Source organism: Arcicella sp. GW458-12-2-14-TSB2 (assembly GCF_059423785.1).
In genome coordinates this window covers 1-19,391 of the sequence record NZ_JBWKYN010000059.1, presented here as the reverse complement: position 1 = coordinate 19,391, position 19,391 = coordinate 1, and the positions used below count along the sequence as shown (strand labels likewise).

The following is a 19,391-nucleotide window of genomic DNA, read 5'->3' as shown; positions in this document are numbered from 1 at the left end:
CTGATGTTTCCCATGAATGAAAAATTAAACCTTCAATGAATTAGTATGCAAAAAAACAAACTATTTTATGCCTTCTGGGTAAGCATTTTTTTGCTATCACTGAATGCATTCGCTCAAGAGAGCCAAAAAGTTTACCTTTCTGGAACTGATAAAGACCATACCGTACAGTGGGATTTCTTTTGTAACAAAGGAATGAACAGCGGGAAGTGGACTAAAATTGCTGTGCCTTCAAATTGGGAACTACAAGGTTTTGGCAAGTATAGTTATGGTACTGAAAATCGGAAAGAGGAAACTAAGGCAGACGAGCAAGGGCTTTATAAACATATTTTTGACGTTCCGAAGACGTGGAAAAGTCAGAGGGTCTATATCATTTTTGAAGGCTCAATGACCGATACTGAAGTAAAAATCAATGGAAAATTGGCAGGTGATGTGCATCAAGGAGGCTTTTATCAATTTCAGTACGAGATTACAGGGTTATTAAAAACAGGTAAAAACCTACTGGAAGTAAAAGTCGACAAAGCCTCAGCCAATAGGTCAATTGATGTTGCCGAACGTCATGGTGATTTTTGGGCTTTTGGTGGAATTTATCGCCCTGTTTATCTGGAAGTAGTACCACAAAGTTTTATTGAGCGTTTGGCGATTGATGCAAAGGCGGATGGCAATTTTTCTGTAGATGTTTTTACTTCCAAAACTACTGCAAATCAAAGCCTCGATGTACAAGTACAAACATTGGCAGGGCAAAATGTAGGAGCGTTGGTTTCTACTAACATCAATCCTGCTGACGAGAAGACCGTCTTGAAACAAGCTTTTCAACAAGTAAAATTGTGGAATGCCGAAACACCAAATTTGTATCAGGCAAAGATTTCATTGAAAGATGACAAAGGTATCATTCATACACGCACGCAACGTTTTGGTTTTAGAAGTATAGAAGTCAGAAAGCGAGACGGTATTTATGTGAATGGCGTAAAGGTAATGTTTCGTGGCTCTAATAGACACTCTTTTAATCCTGAAACAGGCAGAACTACTAGCAAATCAATAAGCATCAATGATGTAAAATTGATGCAAGAAATGAATATGAATGCCGTTAGGATGTCACATTATCCTCCTGATGTTCATTTTTTAGATGTTTGTGATTCACTTGGGTTATATGTGATGGATGAATTGACAGGCTGGCAAAACAAATACGACACTATTCCCGGCAGAAAGCTCGTGAAAGAAGTAGTGATTCGTGATGTAAACCACCCTTCTATTTTATTTTGGGATAATGGTAACGAAGGTGGTTGGAACAGAGGGTTAGATAATGATTTTGCCCTGTACGACCCACAAAAACGTCCAGTGTTTCACCCTTGGGAGCGTTTCAATGGTTTCGATTCAAAACATTATATTACTTATAATTATTTAGCGAATGCCGTTTTGTACGATAAAGACATCATGATGCCAACCGAATTTATGCACGGTTTGTATGATGGCGGACATGGGGCTGGATTGGAAGATTTTTGGGATTTGATGTTGAAACACCCCCATTGTTCAGGCGGATTTCTATGGTCGTTTGTGGATGAAGCCGTCGTAAGAACGGATAAAAACGGTATCCTTGATGGCTTTGGTAACAATGCACCAGATGGAATTTTGGGACCACATCGTGAAAAAGAAGCTAGCTTTTATGCCATCAAAGAAATATGGTCGCCTGTAAGGATTACCAAAAAATACTTACCTCGCACGTTTGAAGGAAAACTGCCTGTTGAAAACCACTATTCCTTTACCGATTTGAATCAATGTACTTTTGAATGGCAACTGGTTTCTTTCCCCAAGCCAAGTGATAAGTCTTTAGAAGCCATCGTAAATCAAACAGGAAAGCCTGCGTTTACTTCTATTCCTGCTGGTGAAACAGGTTATCTGAAATTGAATTTACCTAGCAATTGGACAGAAAGCGATGCGCTTTATTTAAAAGCAACCGACCCGAATGGTAAAGAGATTTTTACTTGGTCGTGGGTAATACCTGAAGAACAAGAAGGAACAACAAAGATAATCGCTTCAAAAAGTACTATTTCGAAAATTGAGGCAAGCGAAGAAGGTAATTTCTTGACGATTAAGGCTGATAATATTACCTATGTTTTTGATAAAACTACTGGTTATTTATCTAAAGTAAATAATGCAAAATCAGATATTTCATTGTCAAATGGACCTAGTTTGGCAGGGGTAAATGTTACCCTAAAATCGTTCAAACATTATCCTACTGCCAATGGCTATGAAGTAGCCGTCAACTACGGTGGTGATGGCGGAAGTTTTAATGTATGGTGGAAATTTTCGAGCAATCAACCTGTAGAACTTTCATATCAATATTCACAAAAAGGCGATGCCGATTTTATGGGAATTACTTTCAACTATCCAGAAAGTAACATTACGGGGATGAAATGGTTGGGGCGAGGCCCCTTCAGAGTGTGGAAAAATCGCATGAAAGGGTTGAAATATGGGGTATGGCATAAAGATTATAACGATGCTATTACAGGGGAGGACTTTCAATATCCAGAATTCAAAGGATATCATTCAGATTTGAAATGGGTAGTGATTGAAACCAAAGAAAGTGCCTTTACAGTATATGCAGAAGACGAAAATATGTTTTTGCAGATGCTTCAACCCCAAAAACCTAAAGGTGCGACCAATGATAATACCAGTCCTCCGTTCCCTACAGGGAATATTGGTTTCTTAAATGGTATTAGTCCGATAGGGGCAAAGTTTAATCCAGCTAATTTATATGGCCCTCAAAGTCAGAAAAATATGATGCTGAATTACACGCCTATTAAGGGTAAAATATTATTTGATTTTAAAAATAAAGCTATTGAAAATTAGTTAGTTAATTGTGAATAAATGAAGTTGTTTTTTCAAAAAAATAATTCACTCATTCACAATTGACCCATTTACCATTAGAAAACATGATAACGATAAAAAAACTTAGCAATATATTTTTCCTCAGCTTAGTATTTAGCTGTTCGGGTTATAGTCAGGAAGCAATTTCTACCATTAAAGTAGATACAAAACTGATTTCAGACCAACTGTCACATCCAACGGTTTTTGCTGAACCAAATGATAAATCAGGCAGGTTGTTTGTAGGTGAGCAAGAAGGCAAAATCAAAATCATTCAAAAAGGGAAAGTATTACCAACCTTATTTTTGGATATTACTGACGAAGTAGTTAAGAAAAAAGGCTACGAAGAACGCGGACTCTTAGGCTTGGCTTTTCATCCAGATTTTGCTAAAAATGGCAAATTGTATGTATACTGTAGTATTCCTGTAGCAAATGGTACGAAAGGTGTTGACCATAAAAGTTTAATCAGAGAATACACCGTTTCAAGCAAAGATAAGAATACTGTGGATGAAAGTACTGCTAAAACAGTATTGGAATTTAACGAGCCACAATCTAACCATAACGGTGGAGATTTAAAATTTGGCCCAGACGGATTTTTATACATTGCTGTAGGCGATGGTGGAGGTCAGAATGATAAACATGGCGAGTTTGGTAATGCCCAAAACCTAAGCAATTTTTTAGGGAAAATCCTTCGAGTTGATGTAAAACAATTGCCTTACAGTATTCCAAGCGACAATCCCTTTGTTGGAAAATCAGAGGTGCGCCCTGAGATTTTTGCTTATGGTTTCAGAAATCCTTGGCGTATAAGTTTTGATAAAAAAACAGGCGAATTATTCGTAGGAGACGTTGGTCAGGATAATTATGAGGAAGTAGACCTTGTAACAAAAGGCGGTAATTATGGCTGGAGAATCAGAGAAGGATTACACGAAAAATTCCCGAACGACCCAGACCCCAAAAATTGGATTAATCCTATTTCAGAATATCCCCACTCAGACGGATTGAGTATTACAGGAGGCTTTGTGTATAGAGGTAAACAAATTCCGGCACTTTATGGAAAATATATTTTTGCTGACTGGACAGGTCCTGTATGGGCGTTGACTGATAGTAAAAAAGAACAATGGAACAGAGAAAAACTTCCTATCTCGCAAGAGGCTGGCAACTGGCATATTTACAGCTTTGGCGAAGACCAAGCAGGTGAGGTGTATTTGCTAACAGTGCTACTAGGAAGTGATAAAGGAGCATTGTATCAATTAGTGACTAAGAAGTGATGAGTTGTGAGTGGTAATTTGTAAGAAGTTATGTAATTAGTGTGTTTATATAATGTTGTTTATTAATAATTTACAACTTCAAGACTCCCAACTTACCACTCCCAACTAAAATGATTATCCTTAAAATTTATAAACAAAAATTATCCAATGAATAGCCTTAAGTATATAATGTTATGTGTGGTTTCTTTTATTTTTCACCCAAATTTTGGGCAAAAAGTATCAGAAAATATTCGCCTGAATCAAATTGGTTTTTATCCAAATGCGCCTAAAATAGCCGTTGTTGTCAATGCTAAAGCAACCACTTTTTTAGTTAAAACGAGCGATTTAACTAAAACGGTTTTAGTAGGTACATTAAGTACCTCTCGCAAATCAGAATTTTCTGAAAAAACTACCCAAATAGCAGATTTTTCAAGCTTACAAAGCGTAGGTAAATATGTAATAGAAGTACCCTCATTAGGGGTTTCTTATCCATTTGAAGTGCGTGCTAATATCCATCAAAACCTCGCTAAGGCATCCTTAAAAGCCTTTTATTATCAAAGAGCCTCTATCGAACTTTCTTCAAAATATGCTGGGAAATGGGCAAGACCATTTGCACATCCAGATACCAAAATATTAATTCATGCTTCGGCTGTAAGCCCAGAAAGACCAGAAGGTACTGTCATTTCGTCGCCTAAAGGATGGTACGATGCAGGCGACTATAATAAGTACATCGTAAATTCAGGTATTACGATGGGAACGCTTTTTTCGTTGTATGAAGATTTCCCAGCGTATTTTCAACAACAAAACCTGAATATTCCAGAAAGTAATAACGCTATTCCCGATATATTAGATGAAGCGCTGTGGAATTTACGTTGGATGTTAACCATGCAAGATACTGATGGAGGAGTTTATCATAAATTAACCAATGCTGTTTTTGACCCTATCATTATGCCTAAGGAGGCAACTAAAACGCGATATGCTGTACAAAAAAGTACTACTGCTACCCTCGATTTTGCTGCGGTAATGGCACAAGCAGCTAGGGTTTTTAAGCAATTTCCAAAAGAGTTTCCCGCTTTGGCTGATTCTTGTTTGCTAGCTTCTACTCGTGCTTGGAATTGGGCGATTAAAAATCCAAACGTGAAGTACGATCAAAATAAATTGAATGAACAGTTTTTACCTAAAATAACAACGGGTGCTTATGGTGACAATGATTCCTCGGATGAATTTTTCTGGGCAGCCACAGAATTATACATCACTACCAAAGATGATAGCTATTACAACACTATTGGGAATCAGCTTAACACAAAAATGAATATACCTTCTTGGAATCAAGTGCGTCTATTGGGGTATTATACCTTCGCAAGATTTCAACATCAATTAACAGGAAAAGCAAAAGACGATTTCCCTGTTTTGAAAAACAGACTCCTGACCTTTATAGATACGTTGGCAAATGGTGTTGAAAAGCGTTCTTTCCAAACGGTAATGGGAAGAACTGCGAGAGATTTTATGTGGGGAAGCTCTGGTGGAGCTGCCAATCAAGGAATAGCCATGATTCAAGCATTTAAATTGACAAAAAATAAAAAATTCTTAGATTTAGCTTTAAGTAACTTAGATTATCTGCTTGGTAGAAATGGAACTGGGTATTCGTTTATGACAGCCTTTGGTTCAAAAACGCCTATGCATCCGCATCATCGCTTGGCAATGGCGGATGGTATCGTTGAACCTTTACCAGGTTTTTTGTCTGGAGGAGCAAATCCTGGACAACAGGATAAATGTGTTGGTTATACGACTAAAGTAGCTGATGAATCTTATTTAGATGCAGATTGTTCATATTCGACTAACGAAATTGCAATTAATTGGAATGCTCCGATGGCCTATTTATCCGCGGCTATTGAAGCCCTACAATCAAAAATGAGCATGTCTATAAAATGATATTAACATGAAAAAAAGCATTGTATATTTTGTATTATTCAGTATAAGCTTAGTATTGAATAATACCCTTTTCTCGCAAACAATTGCTTCGAAAAGAGCCGCCACATTGGGTATCGGAATGAACCTTTCTTATTTAGAAAATTATTGGTTAGGGACAAAGGCTAATCATTATGGTGATTTCTTAAAGATGTCAGAGGTAATGAAACGTAAAAGCATGATTGCTGATATTGCTAAAGAAGGCTTCAAAACTATCAGAATGCCGGTTTGTTTTAGTGCCTTTGCTTCGATACAAGCACCTTATCAATGGGATTATCCGCTTGGACTAACAGCGACAGATTCTCTCATTAAATGGTGTATGAATAATGGCTTGAAAGTAATTATTGATTTACATCATCCTGAGTACAACGGTTCGATACCTGAAGCAAATACCATCGATAGAAAATTATTTTTGTGGAAGAGCGTCGCAGAAAGGTATAAAAATACAGACCCTGAGAAAGTGTTTTTTGAATTACAAAATGAACCCCACGACATCACCGCAGAGGAATGGCGAGCAGAGGCCAACCAATTAATCAGTGCAGTCAGAGCCATTGCCCCTCGCCATACGCTTGTTGTAGGCTTTCATGACTGGAATAGTAGAGAAGGTTTATTAAAATCTGAACCTTTCGATGATCCCAATATTATTTATACTTTTCATTATTACGACCCTTTTATTTTTACCCACCAAGGGGCAACATGGACGAGTCCAGAAGTAAAAGATTTAAGAAATATTCCTTTCCCAAGCCCAACAGACAATTCAACGCTAGTAGTACCTCCCTCAGCAAAAGGAACTTGGGTAGAGTATAACGTTACTCATTATTCAAGATATGGGACTCCAGAAGCAATTTACAATGCACTTGCCAAGGCAAAAGATTGGTCTGTTCAGAAAAATGTCCCCATCTTCTTAGGAGAGTTTGGCTCTTATAGCAATTTTGCAGATGCCGATAGTCGTTGCAGACATGCCAATGCTGTTTACGATGCGTTGACTGCCTTAGATATTCCATCTGCTTGGTGGGAGTGGAATGGAGGATTCAATATGTTTCAAAAAGGAACTACAGCACTATCGCCCTGTATAAAGAGTGATATTGGAAATTATGTCCTAAAAACGTTAGGGTTGAGTAAAACGCCTGAATTAACAGATGTAGATATTCTTTCCAATGCTCGCCAAGATGTTTTTACGATAAAAAGTACAGGTAATACCGTTTATTCCGCACAATTAATAAATCTTCAAGGAAAATCTATTGCAAAGAAAAAATTAAGTAAGAAAAAACTGACAGTAAACAAACAGCAATCAGGTACTTATATTTTAAAGTTTTTTGATGCTAAAAATAGAATTATAGGGTATAAAAAAGTAGAAAAGCCATAGCAAGTTGATACATTGTTAACCATTAATCATTTTATTCTATATGAACATCAATATTTATTCGCATGTCAAACGAGGTGTTTTGCTCGCATTATCTTTAGGACTTTTCCAAAGTCAATACACTGTTGCTCAAAATGTACAAACAATGCTCAACGAGCCTGTTGACCTTAGCAAAGATTTTAAAGATTTTACCAATACTTATTTCGTAGCAGATAGTTTGGCAAGTTTTAATCCTGCTACAGGTTCGGGTAGTATTAAATGGAAACGAAATCAGTATTTTCCTGCCCATGCGTTTAATTATACACAGTCGGCTTTGCATAAAGTGCCGGGAAATGAGTTCCCAGGGCCAGAGTATGCAGAGAACCCTGTTTTACCTTTTTCAATAGAATTTATTTCGCCCAAATCGGTAAGAATCAGAGCTAATACGGGTACTATTACTAGGAAAGACGAACCATCTTTGATGTTAGTAAAAGAACCTACTCGCGACAATTCTTGGCAATACACCAAAATTGCAGGGGGACATCAATACAAAAGTGCGTTCGGAACAGTGACGATTACCGAAAATCCTTGGGGAATAGAATTCAGAGATAAGACAGGTAAATTATTAACCAAAACCCGTGGATTTGCAGATAATAAAACATCTTATACAGCCTCGATGCCATTCTGTTTTGTGCGTCGTGCGGCAGACTATTCACGCAGTATTGCACCCGTATTTACCCTATCGCCCGATGAAAAAATCTTTGGTTGTGGCGAATCATTCACCAAATTGAACAAGTATGGTCAGAAAGTAAATTTGTATACCTCAGACCCTAATGGTATCGAAACGGCTGGGATGTATAAGCCTATTCCGTTTTTTATGAGTTCAAGAGGCTACGGAATGTTTATGCACACTTCTACGCCCATTACTTGCGATTTTGGTGCTACCTACGGTGCTGCCAATGCATTAATGATTGGGGATGAATCTTTAGATTTATTCGTTTTTCTTGGTGAACCCAAAGATATTCTGGATGAATACACGAACGTAACAGGGAAGGCTTCTATGCCTCCACTTTGGTCTTTTGGGTTATGGATGAGTCGTATTACCTATTTTTCCGAAGAAGACGGACGTAATGTAGCGATTAAGCTAAGAGCTAACAAGATTCCTACAGATGTACTTCATTTTGATACAGGATGGTTTGAAACAGATTGGCGTTGTGACTATCAATTCTCCAAAAATCGTTTTAAAGACCCTGTTAAAATGATTTCGGATTTAAAGGAGCAAGGTTTCCGTACTTGTCTGTGGCAATTGCCCTATTTTGTCCCTAAAAATGACCTCTTTCAAGAAATTGTAGATAAAGGCTTATTTGTCAAAAATGATAAAGGTAATATCCCTTACGAAGATGCTGTCTTAGATTTTACCAATGTTAATACCATTCAATGGTATCGTGAAAAAATTGGTAATTTATTGAAAATGGGCGTAGCCGCTATCAAGGTAGATTTTGGCGAGGCTGCTCCATACAAGGGAATTTATGCCAATGGTCGCACAGGGTTTTACGAGCATAATCTGTATCCATTGCGTTATAACAAAATTGTGTCTGAACTGACCAAGGAAATCAACGGAGAAAACATCATTTGGGCTAGAAGCACATGGGCAGGCTCGCAACGTTATCCTTTACATTGGGGTGGCGATGCGGAATCTACCAATATGGGTATGGAAGCCGAATTACGTGGAGGTTTATCGCTAGGAGTTTCTGGCTTTTCATTCTGGAGCCACGATATAGGTGGTTTTACGCAAAGAACTCAGCAAGATTTATATCGACGTTGGTTGCCATTTGGGGCTTTGTCATCGCATACTCGTTGTCATGGACAGCCACCCAAAGAACCGTGGGATTATGGCGTAGATTTCATGAATGATTTCCGAAAGGTAATCGAAATGAAGTATAAGCTATTGCCATATATTTATGCACAGTCTAAACACGCTTCTGAAAACGGTTTACCAATGATGCGTGCTTTGTTTGTAGAGTTTCCAGAAGATGCAGGTTCTTGGCAAATTGAAAATGAATATATGTTTGGCTCAGATATTCTGGTTGCTCCGCTCTTTGAACAAGATGCTAGAAGCAGAGAAGTATATTTACCCAAAGGAAATTGGATAGATTATCAAACCAAAAAAGTGTATGCTGGTGGGTGGCATAAGATTGACGGAGGCGAATTGTCAGTAGTAATGTTGGTGCGTGACGGTGCAATATTACCACACATCAAATTGGCACAATCAACCAATGATTTAGACTGGTCTCAGTTAGAATTAGTACCTTTTTCAGTAAGTACTAGTAAGGTAAAGGGTAAAATATGTTTACCGTCTGATAATGTTTTACATGACATTTCAATGAGTAAAAAAGGGAAAGCCTTTGCATTGGATACAGACCCTTTTGCTGGGAAAGTAAAGTTTATAAAATAATGAAAAGAGGTCGTAGTAAATGAATGCTACGACCTCTTTTCGTTAATGAATTTATGTACATTAACTAATGTCAGTATGTTTAACAATTTTATTATCTGAAAACTTGAAAATTGACTTTCTCACTTGCTTGGTGTAGTAATACTACGCCAAGCAAGTGTTGGTAGTACAACTTATTATATAAAAAGATAATCGTGAAAATAGTATTTTATGTTTCCATAATCATTTTGACACTAAATTGTAGTGTTCAAAAAAAACTACATGGGAGTTTTAGAAGTTCTTGTGACTTATATAATCAAACATCGCTAAAGTTGATATTAAATGTAAATGGAGAGTTCCAATATCAATTTGCTTACAATGATGAAATTATTAAGGGAAAATGGAAACTTTCCAATGACACCCTCATACTAAAATCAGATATATTTTTAATTAAGAGAGATCCTCTCTCACCAAAAATTAAAAATTCGGATTTAGTAAATGTTGATAAATATAAAATTAAGAATAATAAATTGTTCGTGATAAATAAAAATGGCGTTTCAAGTACTTGTTACTTGCAAAAATATAAATGAGTAATTAGACAAATCCATCACTTGGTGTTGTGTTTTTCACTACGTCAGTTTGTATTGCCACAAACCGTTACCCGTAATATTAAAATGACTATGCGTTCAATTTTAACACTTCTATTAGGCCTTTTCATTGTTAGTTGTAACTCTAAAAACTCAATAATGACAGAGAAAGAGTTTGCTCAGGTGTATTTAGACTCTTTAAGCAAAAAGTATCCGTCTGTAAAATTCGAGTTAAACCCTGACTTGACTATCACATCGAAAAAAGGAGACTCAGATTACAAGCACTATATTGACAATGCCTTTATAGCTTACAAAGCGGAACCAGATTCTATTAATGACATTATTAGTAGGTATGTTGCTTCGACAACCGAATTGTATATAGACCAAAAGTTAGTTAATGTTGGCAATGTAGTTCCAGTAATAAAATCTGTTGAGTTTTTAGACGAAATAAATTCTTTAAGCAAAGACGGAAAATCATTCCCAGTGATTACCGAAAAGTATAACGACCAATTAATAATTGTTTATGCTGAAGATTCTAAAAACAGCATTAAGTTTTTGACAGAAGACGATTTCAAGACTCTTTCAATCTCAAGGGACACATTAAAGTCTATTGCTTTAAAAAATTTTGACAAAAGAATTACAAAAATCCAACGGCAAGGTGATTATGGCTTATTTATGATAACTGCTGGTGGTGATTACGAAGCAAGTTTAATTCTATTATCTTCTATATGGACAAAGGAAAGCTTTCCCGTTGATGGAGATTTTATCATTACAATTCCTAATAGAGACATGCTAATGGTTACAGGAAGCAAAAATAAAACAGGGATTGCCAAAATTAAAGAAATTGTAGCAGACTCATATAAGACGGGGAATTATCAAGTTTCCGATAAACTATACAAATGGACAGGAAGCAAATTTGAGAAGTATTAATAAATATTACGTGCAATAACTAAACCCTCGCTTGGCGTAGTGTTTTTCACTTCTTCTTATCAATTTTATCAGTAACTAGCGCATACGAGCCTTTTAAAAATGAATATACAAAATTTGTCTTTTGAGTACTTGCTTCTAAATAGAAGGGAATAAATAATGTATCTATTGGAGATTGTTTAGAGATTTTAATTGACTCGTTTTGATAAGTATTTCCCAAATATATTAATTTTCCGTTTTGCAAGTTTCTTTTTAACACTTTTGGATTTTTTTTAAATTGCTCTAAGCTGTATAGTCCAGGAACAGTAAAAGATGTTTTACTATATTCATTAATAATTATTAAGCTATCTGTAAACTTAAATCGAATGGTGTCATTATTAGTAGAAATAAACATCATATTCTTATTTAATTCCTTATTTACATCAGGTTTAAATGACATTGCTATTTTTTTATTTGTATTATTAGTAAGTTTCAAACGTACAGGAAATACTAATATTTCGGGAGGAAACAAAATACTGTCAACTTCTAATTTTAACATATTTGTTTTCTGGTAGTAAGGTGATATGACTACATTTTTGGTTTTACTGCAATTCCATAGTAAAACAATCAATAGGAGAAAAGTAATTATTAGGATATTTCTATCTTTCATATCGTTTAAGTAATTCCCTCGCTTGGCGTAGTGTTTTTCACTACGTCAGTGTATACGGCAATGTTACATTGCAAAATGGAGAGCATTTTATGATTATTCCCAAGTTGTGTACTCATATACCACTAGCCGTTGCATTCTAAGAAGTCCTGACACACTGACGTAGGGAAAAACACTATGCCAAGCGAGGGAATTAATTATTGTTTTTCGAGGTAATAATTAAAGTTCCCAATACCATTTCTTTCAGCATATATTTTTAGTTTTTTCCCATCAAATGTATAGGTATACGTCCCTTTAAGTATTAAATTAGGATCAAATTCGGCCGTCCAAAAATTTTCATCATTAAATGTTATTTTGTTGTTGTCTGAAGAAAAGGTACCTGACCCCCCAGCAGGTATTCTATTGGAATTACCCGAACAAGAAAATTTACCATTCGTCAATACTAAGGTTGTTTGTCCAGTTTTTATTCCCGAGCTGTAAGTTACAGAAAACGTTCCTTTATATGTTCCGTCTTCAATGTTTAAGTCGTCTTTCTTGCAACCCGCCAAGAGTGTTGCGATAGAAAAAAATATTGATAATAAAATTTTTGTTTTCATAGTTATTTTTTTTTGTTAACGCTATCTGGAATTTCATTATTGCACTAAACTCATAAATATTTGAATGTCAGTGTTTTATGATAAAAGTTATTAGTTGAAAATGATTTTACGCCAAGCAAGGTCAATCAAAAATTGAGGTTTAAAACGTTCGTTCTAAACCTCAATTGAGTAAAAACAGCTTCTTTATTATTTCGCAAATTTCTCTAATTCAGTGTTGAACTTTTCCATTTCTTCAACAAATAAGCCGTGTCCACTATTTTCAAATCGAATGATAGTCGAATTCTTAAGACCTTTTTGCATTTCTGTAGCCAAAGCAAAGTCACAGATTTTATCTTTCACTCCGTGGAAAATAGCTACTGGTATCGTTATTTTACTCAATTCTGGACGTAAGTCAGTGTCTCTCAAAGCTATTAGACTTTGTGTTGTAGCATAAGGAGATGCTTCCAGATTGATGCCACCTAACCAATTTCCTATTCCAGCCGATACGGATGTTTCTGAAGCGGCAAATATTTTACCAAAATTCTCTAATAATTGAGGTCTGTTGGTACGGCTCAAATCAATGAGTTCATTTACTTGGTCTTTAGTAAATCCAACGGCAAAGTCGGCTCTTTTTGTCCAAACAGGGGCGGCAGCTCCAAATAAGGCAAGTTTACTCACATGAGCGGCGTTGTGTCGAGCAACATAATGTAATGATATTGCACCTCCCATTGAGAAACCTCCCAAAGTTGCATTTTTGATACCCAGTTGGTCTAAAACAACTTTAATATCATCAGCATACACATCATAATTATACGTTCCAAATGGTTTGTCCGATTTGCCAAAACCTCGTAATGTAATACCAATAACTCTAAATCCTTTCTGAACCAAATATTGGTATTGATACTCATACATGGCATTGCTTAATGGCCACCCGTGAACCAAGACGATAGGTTGGCCATCTCCAAGGTCAGTTACATGAAGGCGTACATTTTTTTCTACTTCTATGTACTCCGCTCGGCCTGCCGAAGCTGCAACTCTTTTGTTTTGTGCCATTAGGCTGTCAGTAAAAAGAGAAACTAAAATTACGATTGCTAAAATTGACTTTTTCATTTTGTTAATAATTAAATTGTTTATGATTATTTTGATGATGCAAAGTTCATCCAAATACCGAAGCCCATCAATGGACGGACTTCGCCTTGAATTGCACTTTTTGCCCTAATTATAGAAAATGAAAATATAGCAATAAAAAAAGCATGACTTTGTGGTCATGCTAATCGAATAATTGATTCAAAAAGTCAGAATTGCTTTCGAAAGGATGTAGGAGAGGTTCCCGTATTTTTAGTAAAAAATCGGACGAAATAGGCATCGTCTTCATAATTTAAACTATAAGCAATTTCTTTAACTGATAGAGAAGTATGAGCCAACAGACGTTTACTTTCTAAGATTATCCGATTTTTGATGATATCGTTGGGAGTATCTTTACTGAGTAAACCTATTTTTTTGCTTAGACTTTTTGGAGTGATAGATAGCATATCAGCATAATCAGCCACAGTGTGATGTGTTTTGTAATGCTGCTCGACCAATTTGCTGAATTTCCTCAAAAACTGAACATCCAAATATTGTTCATTTTCAGCTAATTGATGTTGTTGCTTCCAAATTCTCGTCGATTTTAAAATAATTAGTTTTAATAAAATCCTAAGCATTTCTTCAGTACTGGCATCTTGCGATTGCATTTCAGATTTTACGTCAGTGATAATTTTCTGAATATCCTTCGATTGATTTTCATCTAATTCAATAAATGGAACTTCAAAAACATTATTGTACAAAATACCATCGCAAGCTACTTCTTGGTCGTGGATTTCTATGCAGTAAAAATCTCTGTTAAAATGAATTAATTCAGCGCCTACTAAGTCTATATTCAATGGCTGTATTACTACTTGGGGATTTACAAATAGTAAGGCATCATGCGGCAGACTAAATTCTTGAAAGTCAACTTTAATCCCATATTTTTGAGGTATAAAGATGATTTTTATGTGGTCTTCTATGGTGTTCATTGACTTGGCAGTGTTGTCATATACAGCCAAGTCGATGCTACCAAATTGTTTATAGTTAAATTGCTTAATCATACTGAATACATATCAGCCATAAAGGTATAAAAAATATAAAAACATATAAGATTTTAAAAACTAAAGGACTCTCTAGCCTCCAATGCTTTACAAAAAGAAAAGTGGAAATAGGTGTACCATCGCTTGGCATAGTGTTTTTCACTACGCCAGTGTATATGGCAAAATGAGTAGCACAGAATCCGCTGTCGATGAGTTAGTTCTCCAAATTTACGTATTACTCCGTTTTGGCTACAACATCCCACATTTTGGCTACTTTCCTGTGTTTTATTTATCAGAACTTTACACCAACAAATTAAAACAATAAAACAATGGAAAATAAGGTTTGGTTAATTACGGGAACGTCAAAAGGTTTTGGTAAAACTTGGGCCGAGGCAGTCCTTCAACGTGGCGACAATGTTGTAGCAACCGCCAGAAATATTGATTCTTTAGATGATTTGGTAACAAAATATGGTGATTCTGTTCTACCAATTTCTTTAGATGTTGATAATCGTGAGGCTTGCTTTGCAGCAGTTCAACAAGCACAGGAACATTTCGGGAAGATTGACGTATTGATTAGCAATGCAGGTTTTGGGCATTTTGGATGTATTGAAGAGATTTCTGAAACTGAGGCAAGAGCTCAATTTGAAACAAATGTCTTTGGTTCTTTATGGATTATTCAAGCTGTATTGCCAATTATGAGAAAACAACAAAGCGGGCATATCATGCAAGTATCAAGTATTGGTGGAGTAACAACTTTCCCAACACTGGGTATTTATCATGCGTCTAAATGGGCTGTTGAAGGTCTTTGTGATTCACTCGCTCAAGAGGTTGCAGGCTTTGGCATTAAAGTTACATTGATTGAACCTGCTGGTTATGCTACTGAATGGGGAACGGCATCTGCCAAACAAAGTAAAGCTATTGAGGCATATAACGGTGTAAAAGCTGCTTTATATAAAGCATTTAGCGGTGTTTCACAAGGGAATCCTGCCAATACAGCCAATGCAATTTTAACACTTGCTGATACTGAAAATCCGCCTTTGCGTTTGTTTTTGGGTGCAGTACCTTTACATGTAATAGAGCCTGTTTATGCTAAACGTTTGGCAGATTGGAAGACATGGCAACCAGTAGCAGAGAAAGCTCAATAACTAAAGATCATAATGATGATGAAGACGATTAAAGTTGTATCGCTGTACCTTTTGGTCTTGTTTTATGTAGGAATGGGGGCAATGCACTTGCTATATCCCAAGCAATATTTGGCTATGATGCCTACGTGGATGCCTACACATATCTTTTTGATTTATTTTAGTGGTATCGTAGAAATTGTGTTGGGGCTATTGCTTTTGCCTTTGAAAACAAGAGTCTTATCAGCAAAACTTATCATAGCTATGCTAATTGTTTATTTTTTGGGCATTCACATTCCCCAATCTATTGATTTTTATCAAACTAAAAATGAAGGTTTTGTGGCAAGTATCATCCGACTACCTTTTCAGTTTCTGTTGATTGTTTGGGCTTGGATATTTACCCGAAAAGTCACAAATCATTAATTTGACATCTTTAAGAAGAGACTGTCTGAAAAGGAAAATGCCACCAAATATTATTCTGTAAAAGACCGAAGCTCGGTTTTAAACCAAAAAATATTTGGCGGTGATTTCCTTTTCGGATAGCCTCTTTTAAACAGCTTCCATTGTAGATTTTATCATGAAAAATAGAGTAAAGCCAACTATTATAAACTCTGTTTCTGAGTTACATCGACTTATTGGGCTTCCAAAGCCACATCATCCTCTGGTTAGTCTTATCAATTTAGATACTGTGCCGAATACAGATAGTAGTACAACTCATCATTTAATTCTAAACTTTTACAGCGTGTCTTTAAAGAAAAATGTGAAAGGAAAATTAAAATATGGACAACACTATTACGATTTTGATGAGGGTGTTTTAGCAACAATGTCGCCTGGGCAATTATTATCAACCAGAGGACAAGATAATTATGAAGTGTCTGGCTGGTGGTTAGTTTTTCATCCTGATTTTATACGTCCATATCCACTGGGAAGGCTCATCAAAGAATACGGTTTTTTCTCCTATGAAGTAAACGAAGCTTTACACCTTTCTGATAAGGAGGAAAAAATGCTTGAAATGATTTTGCAAAATATTGAATTAGAATCCCAAAATTCAATAGACCAATTTAGTCAAGATGTTATGATCTCATACCTTGACCTATTGCTGAATTATACCAATCGCTTTTATAATCGCCAGTTCCTGACCCGAAAAAATGCCAGTAACAATTTACTCGTGAATTTTGATAAGCTACTTAATGAGTATTTCGACAATAAAATTATTGAATTAGGGATTCCAAGTGTTCATTTTATTTCGCAAGAACTTAATGTTTCAGCACATTATCTAAGTGATTTGTTAAGAAGCCTCACTGGACAAAGTACTCAACAACATATCCACGAAAAACTCATTGAAAAAGCCAAAGAGAAACTTTCCACCACCAGTCTTTCTGTGAGTGAAATAGCTTTTCAATTAGGTTTTGAGCATTCACAATCGTTTAGTAAATTGTTTAAGACTAAAGTAGAAATGAGTCCATTGAAGTTTCGGGCGAGGTTTAATTAACATTGTAAAATTGATTTTGAGAATCAAGATGAGTATAGAATAGTCTTAGAAGGTCAAATAAAGTAGTAAATCTAACCTTCCAAGAAGCTTATCCTTAACTTCTATAAGTACTTTGTCTGTTCACCATCCACCCCGGATATTGTAATGGTAATGGGCTTACTTCATTGATTTTAGCTAAGTCTTCAGGCGTTAATTGAATCTCGATAGAGCGAAGATTATCATTCAACTGAGCAACAGTTTTTGCTCCGATAATGGTACTTGTTACGCCACTTTGCTGTCTGACCCACGCCAAAGCTACTTGTGCTACTGTAGCATGATGAGCGTTGGCAATGCTACTTAGCACTTCTACCAAATCATAACCTTTTTCTTTGTCGATAGGAGGAAAATCAAAATTTACTCTTCTCGAACCAGCTTCTGCTTGTTCCCGAGTATATTTACCACTCAAAAATCCACCTGCCAATGGACTCCACGGTAATATCGACAACTTATGATGTGCAGCCATCGGTACAAGTTCATGCTCAATATCACGACTTACGGCAGAGTAATAATATTGCAAGCCGATGAATTGATGAAAACCATTGTATTTAGCAAAGGTTTGAGCCTCAGCGACCATCCAAGCTGGCCAATTACAAATGGCAATGTAACGTACTTTACCAGTGTTTACAATGTCGTTGAGGGTACGTACAATTTGCTCGATAGAAGTTTTTGGATCAACGCCATGTACGTATAATACATCAATATAATCCATTTGCAAACGCTTCAAACTTGCTTCGACCGAATTGAAAATGTGGTATCTTGATAGCCCAGTGCTGTTAGGGTATTCGTCCATTTTGGCTAATACTTTTGTGGCAATCACCACTCGGTCACGCTGAATATTCAAATCTTTCAAAGCCTGTCCCAACAATTGTTCAGATTGTCCAAAAGAATAGATATTGGCGGTATCAATAAAATTGATGCCTGCCTCTACTGCTACTTTAATCAATTCGTTTACTTCTTGCTGTTGTAGTTTGCCAATATTTTCCCACATTCCAGCATTCTGTCCGCCGAAAGTCATTGTTCCCAAACAAAGCTCCGAGACTAATAAACCTGTTTCGCCTACATAATTATACTTCATTGTCGTTGATTATTTTTGAATGTTTATGAATATGTTTATCTGTTGCAAAATTCCTTACAAATACTTATTTATAAGTAGCCCATAAGAAACAGGAAGTATAAAAAATCAAACAATTGGATGTTTGTCTGTCAATTACGAAACAATTTGGGCGTGATTTGTGAAGCACGTCGAAAAAATGAAGTAAAATGAGAAGGGTCTTCAAAACCCAAGCAAAAACCGATTTCAGCAATGTTCCAATCGGTATGTTTCAATAAAGTTTTTGATTCTTGTAAAATTCGTTCAGCAATTAATTGAGAAGTAGTTTTGCCCGTAACACTTTTTAAAGCTCTGTTTAAGTGGTTGATATGTACGGAAAGATGCGTAGCAAAATCTATCGGATTTCGCAATTTCATCGTTTGAAATGGCGATTCAATAGGGAATTGGCGTTCCAATAATTCAATAAAAAGAGAGGTGATACGATTGTTTGCCGAATGGTTTTGCGAAGAAACAACCGTTTGGTTGGGTTTCAAACGCATGGCTTTGTGAATGAGTTGCTGTACCAAAGTACGGAGTAAATCGTACTTATAGACGTACTCAAGGTTGATTTCAGTAAGCATTTGTTCGAAAATATGGCTGTATCCTGCGATATTTTCAGTTTCCAATTCATAAATAGGAAAAGAGCCAACTTTGAAAATGGGATACTCTTTGATATTGGGAATTTGTTGAAGAAAAGATTCAGTAAATACACAAAAGTATCCCGACTGCTTTTCGCCGATTCTTTCTAATTTGTAGGGAATCATGGGGTTGGCAAAAGAAATTCCTGCCTCTTGTACTTCCACTATTTTATCAGCATAATGATAATGGTTTTTGCCAATCACCAATGAAATTTTATAATAATCCTTTCGACTATACGGAATTGGTTTTTGCGAATTTCTGATAAAATCCTCAATCCGAAAAACATTAAAATGTCCGATGTCATTTTTAAGGTTTTCGGG

General features: G+C 36.1%; 15 protein-coding genes. 9 read left to right on the top strand and 6 right to left on the bottom strand.

All coding sequences use genetic code 11. The annotated features are described in order from the left end of the window. Positions 1-45 precede the first annotated feature (45 nt). The 6 genes from AC07XN_RS10590 to AC07XN_RS10565 all read left to right on the top strand — a co-directional run bounded on the left by AC07XN_RS10590 (position 46) and on the right by AC07XN_RS10565 (position 11,367). Complete coding sequence (locus AC07XN_RS10590; protein ID WP_494743041.1) at positions 46-2,847, top strand: glycoside hydrolase family 2 TIM barrel-domain containing protein; 2,802 nt, start codon at positions 46-48, stop codon at positions 2,845-2,847. Between the two features lie 83 nt (positions 2,848-2,930). Then, positions 2,931-4,130, top strand: coding sequence for a PQQ-dependent sugar dehydrogenase (locus tag AC07XN_RS10585; protein WP_494743040.1), 1,200 nt, complete (start codon positions 2,931-2,933; stop codon positions 4,128-4,130). A 147-nt stretch (positions 4,131-4,277) separates the two neighbouring features. Continuing rightward, the gene (locus AC07XN_RS10580; RefSeq protein ID WP_494743039.1) at positions 4,278-6,041 is read left to right on the top strand and encodes a glycoside hydrolase family 9 protein; all 1,764 of its coding nucleotides are present in this window, start codon (positions 4,278-4,280) and stop codon (positions 6,039-6,041) included. Positions 6,042-6,048: 7 nt separating this feature from the next. Next, the gene (locus tag AC07XN_RS10575; protein ID WP_494743038.1) at positions 6,049-7,443 is read left to right on the top strand and encodes a glycoside hydrolase family 5 protein; all 1,395 of its coding nucleotides are present in this window, start codon (positions 6,049-6,051) and stop codon (positions 7,441-7,443) included. A gap of 40 nt (positions 7,444-7,483) precedes the next feature. Next, complete coding sequence (locus AC07XN_RS10570; protein WP_494743037.1) at positions 7,484-9,874, top strand: glycoside hydrolase family 31 protein; 2,391 nt, start codon at positions 7,484-7,486, stop codon at positions 9,872-9,874. Between the two features lie 722 nt (positions 9,875-10,596). After that, on the top strand, positions 10,597-11,367 hold the full coding sequence (locus AC07XN_RS10565; RefSeq protein WP_494743036.1) for a DUF1444 family protein: 771 nt from the start codon (positions 10,597-10,599) through the stop codon (positions 11,365-11,367). Between the two features lie 46 nt (positions 11,368-11,413). Here AC07XN_RS10565 and AC07XN_RS10560 read toward each other — a convergent pair whose 3' ends face one another. The 4 genes from AC07XN_RS10560 to AC07XN_RS10545 form a co-directional block, all read right to left on the bottom strand. Beyond that, entirely contained in the window at positions 11,414-12,013 is a 600-nt protein-coding gene (locus tag AC07XN_RS10560) for a hypothetical protein (RefSeq protein WP_494743035.1), read from the bottom strand. Positions 12,014-12,207: 194 nt separating this feature from the next. Continuing rightward, positions 12,208-12,606: a hypothetical protein gene (locus AC07XN_RS10555; RefSeq protein ID WP_323251468.1), complete on the bottom strand. Its 399-nt coding sequence runs from the start codon at positions 12,604-12,606 to the stop codon at positions 12,208-12,210. A 186-nt stretch (positions 12,607-12,792) separates the two neighbouring features. After that, positions 12,793-13,695 (bottom strand): alpha/beta fold hydrolase, encoded by a 903-nt coding sequence (locus tag AC07XN_RS10550; protein WP_494743034.1) that lies wholly within the window; start codon positions 13,693-13,695, stop codon positions 12,793-12,795. Between the two features lie 185 nt (positions 13,696-13,880). Further along, the gene (locus AC07XN_RS10545; RefSeq protein WP_494743033.1) at positions 13,881-14,711 is read right to left on the bottom strand and encodes a helix-turn-helix domain-containing protein; all 831 of its coding nucleotides are present in this window, start codon (positions 14,709-14,711) and stop codon (positions 13,881-13,883) included. Positions 14,712-15,019: 308 nt separating this feature from the next. Between AC07XN_RS10545 and AC07XN_RS10540 the strand changes: the two genes are divergently transcribed. From AC07XN_RS10540 to AC07XN_RS10530, 3 genes are all read left to right on the top strand, one after another. After that, positions 15,020-15,835: an SDR family NAD(P)-dependent oxidoreductase gene (locus tag AC07XN_RS10540; RefSeq protein WP_494743032.1), complete on the top strand. Its 816-nt coding sequence runs from the start codon at positions 15,020-15,022 to the stop codon at positions 15,833-15,835. A 15-nt stretch (positions 15,836-15,850) separates the two neighbouring features. Beyond that, positions 15,851-16,234: a DoxX family protein gene (locus AC07XN_RS10535; RefSeq protein WP_494743031.1), complete on the top strand. Its 384-nt coding sequence runs from the start codon at positions 15,851-15,853 to the stop codon at positions 16,232-16,234. A 154-nt stretch (positions 16,235-16,388) separates the two neighbouring features. Continuing rightward, positions 16,389-17,303, top strand: a complete 915-nt coding sequence (locus AC07XN_RS10530) for a helix-turn-helix domain-containing protein (protein ID WP_494743030.1) — start codon at positions 16,389-16,391, stop codon at positions 17,301-17,303. Between the two features lie 94 nt (positions 17,304-17,397). Here the strand turns inward: AC07XN_RS10530 and AC07XN_RS10525 are convergent, their stop codons facing one another. Together AC07XN_RS10525 and AC07XN_RS10520 are read right to left on the bottom strand one after the other, a co-directional pair. After that, positions 17,398-18,417 (bottom strand): aldo/keto reductase, encoded by a 1,020-nt coding sequence (locus AC07XN_RS10525; protein WP_494743029.1) that lies wholly within the window; start codon positions 18,415-18,417, stop codon positions 17,398-17,400. 128 nt (positions 18,418-18,545) lie between these two features. Further along, positions 18,546-19,391 (bottom strand): helix-turn-helix domain-containing protein (locus AC07XN_RS10520; protein WP_494743028.1); only part of this gene is annotated, 846 nt, incomplete at its 5' end.

What these genes read in the sequence shown, in the direction of transcription:
- AC07XN_RS10560 (WP_494743035.1), bottom strand. Translation starts at nt 12,013, where the DNA reads ATGAAAGATAGAAATATCCTAATAATTACTTTTCTCCTATTGATTGTT.
- AC07XN_RS10535 (WP_494743031.1), top strand. Translation starts at nt 15,851, where the DNA reads ATGATGAAGACGATTAAAGTTGTATCGCTGTACCTTTTGGTCTTGTTT.
- AC07XN_RS10540 (WP_494743032.1), top strand. Translation starts at nt 15,020, where the DNA reads ATGGAAAATAAGGTTTGGTTAATTACGGGAACGTCAAAAGGTTTTGGT.
- AC07XN_RS10590 (WP_494743041.1), top strand. Translation starts at nt 46, where the DNA reads ATGCAAAAAAACAAACTATTTTATGCCTTCTGGGTAAGCATTTTTTTG.
- AC07XN_RS10555 (WP_323251468.1), bottom strand. Translation starts at nt 12,606, where the DNA reads ATGAAAACAAAAATTTTATTATCAATATTTTTTTCTATCGCAACACTC.
- AC07XN_RS10525 (WP_494743029.1), bottom strand. Translation starts at nt 18,417, where the DNA reads ATGAAGTATAATTATGTAGGCGAAACAGGTTTATTAGTCTCGGAGCTT.
- AC07XN_RS10575 (WP_494743038.1), top strand. Translation starts at nt 6,049, where the DNA reads ATGAAAAAAAGCATTGTATATTTTGTATTATTCAGTATAAGCTTAGTA.
- AC07XN_RS10545 (WP_494743033.1), bottom strand. Translation starts at nt 14,711, where the DNA reads ATGATTAAGCAATTTAACTATAAACAATTTGGTAGCATCGACTTGGCT.
- AC07XN_RS10565 (WP_494743036.1), top strand. Translation starts at nt 10,597, where the DNA reads ATGACAGAGAAAGAGTTTGCTCAGGTGTATTTAGACTCTTTAAGCAAA.
- AC07XN_RS10530 (WP_494743030.1), top strand. Translation starts at nt 16,389, where the DNA reads ATGAAAAATAGAGTAAAGCCAACTATTATAAACTCTGTTTCTGAGTTA.
- AC07XN_RS10585 (WP_494743040.1), top strand. Translation starts at nt 2,931, where the DNA reads ATGATAACGATAAAAAAACTTAGCAATATATTTTTCCTCAGCTTAGTA.
- AC07XN_RS10550 (WP_494743034.1), bottom strand. Translation starts at nt 13,695, where the DNA reads ATGAAAAAGTCAATTTTAGCAATCGTAATTTTAGTTTCTCTTTTTACT.
- AC07XN_RS10570 (WP_494743037.1), top strand. Translation starts at nt 7,484, where the DNA reads ATGAACATCAATATTTATTCGCATGTCAAACGAGGTGTTTTGCTCGCA.
- AC07XN_RS10580 (WP_494743039.1), top strand. Translation starts at nt 4,278, where the DNA reads ATGAATAGCCTTAAGTATATAATGTTATGTGTGGTTTCTTTTATTTTT.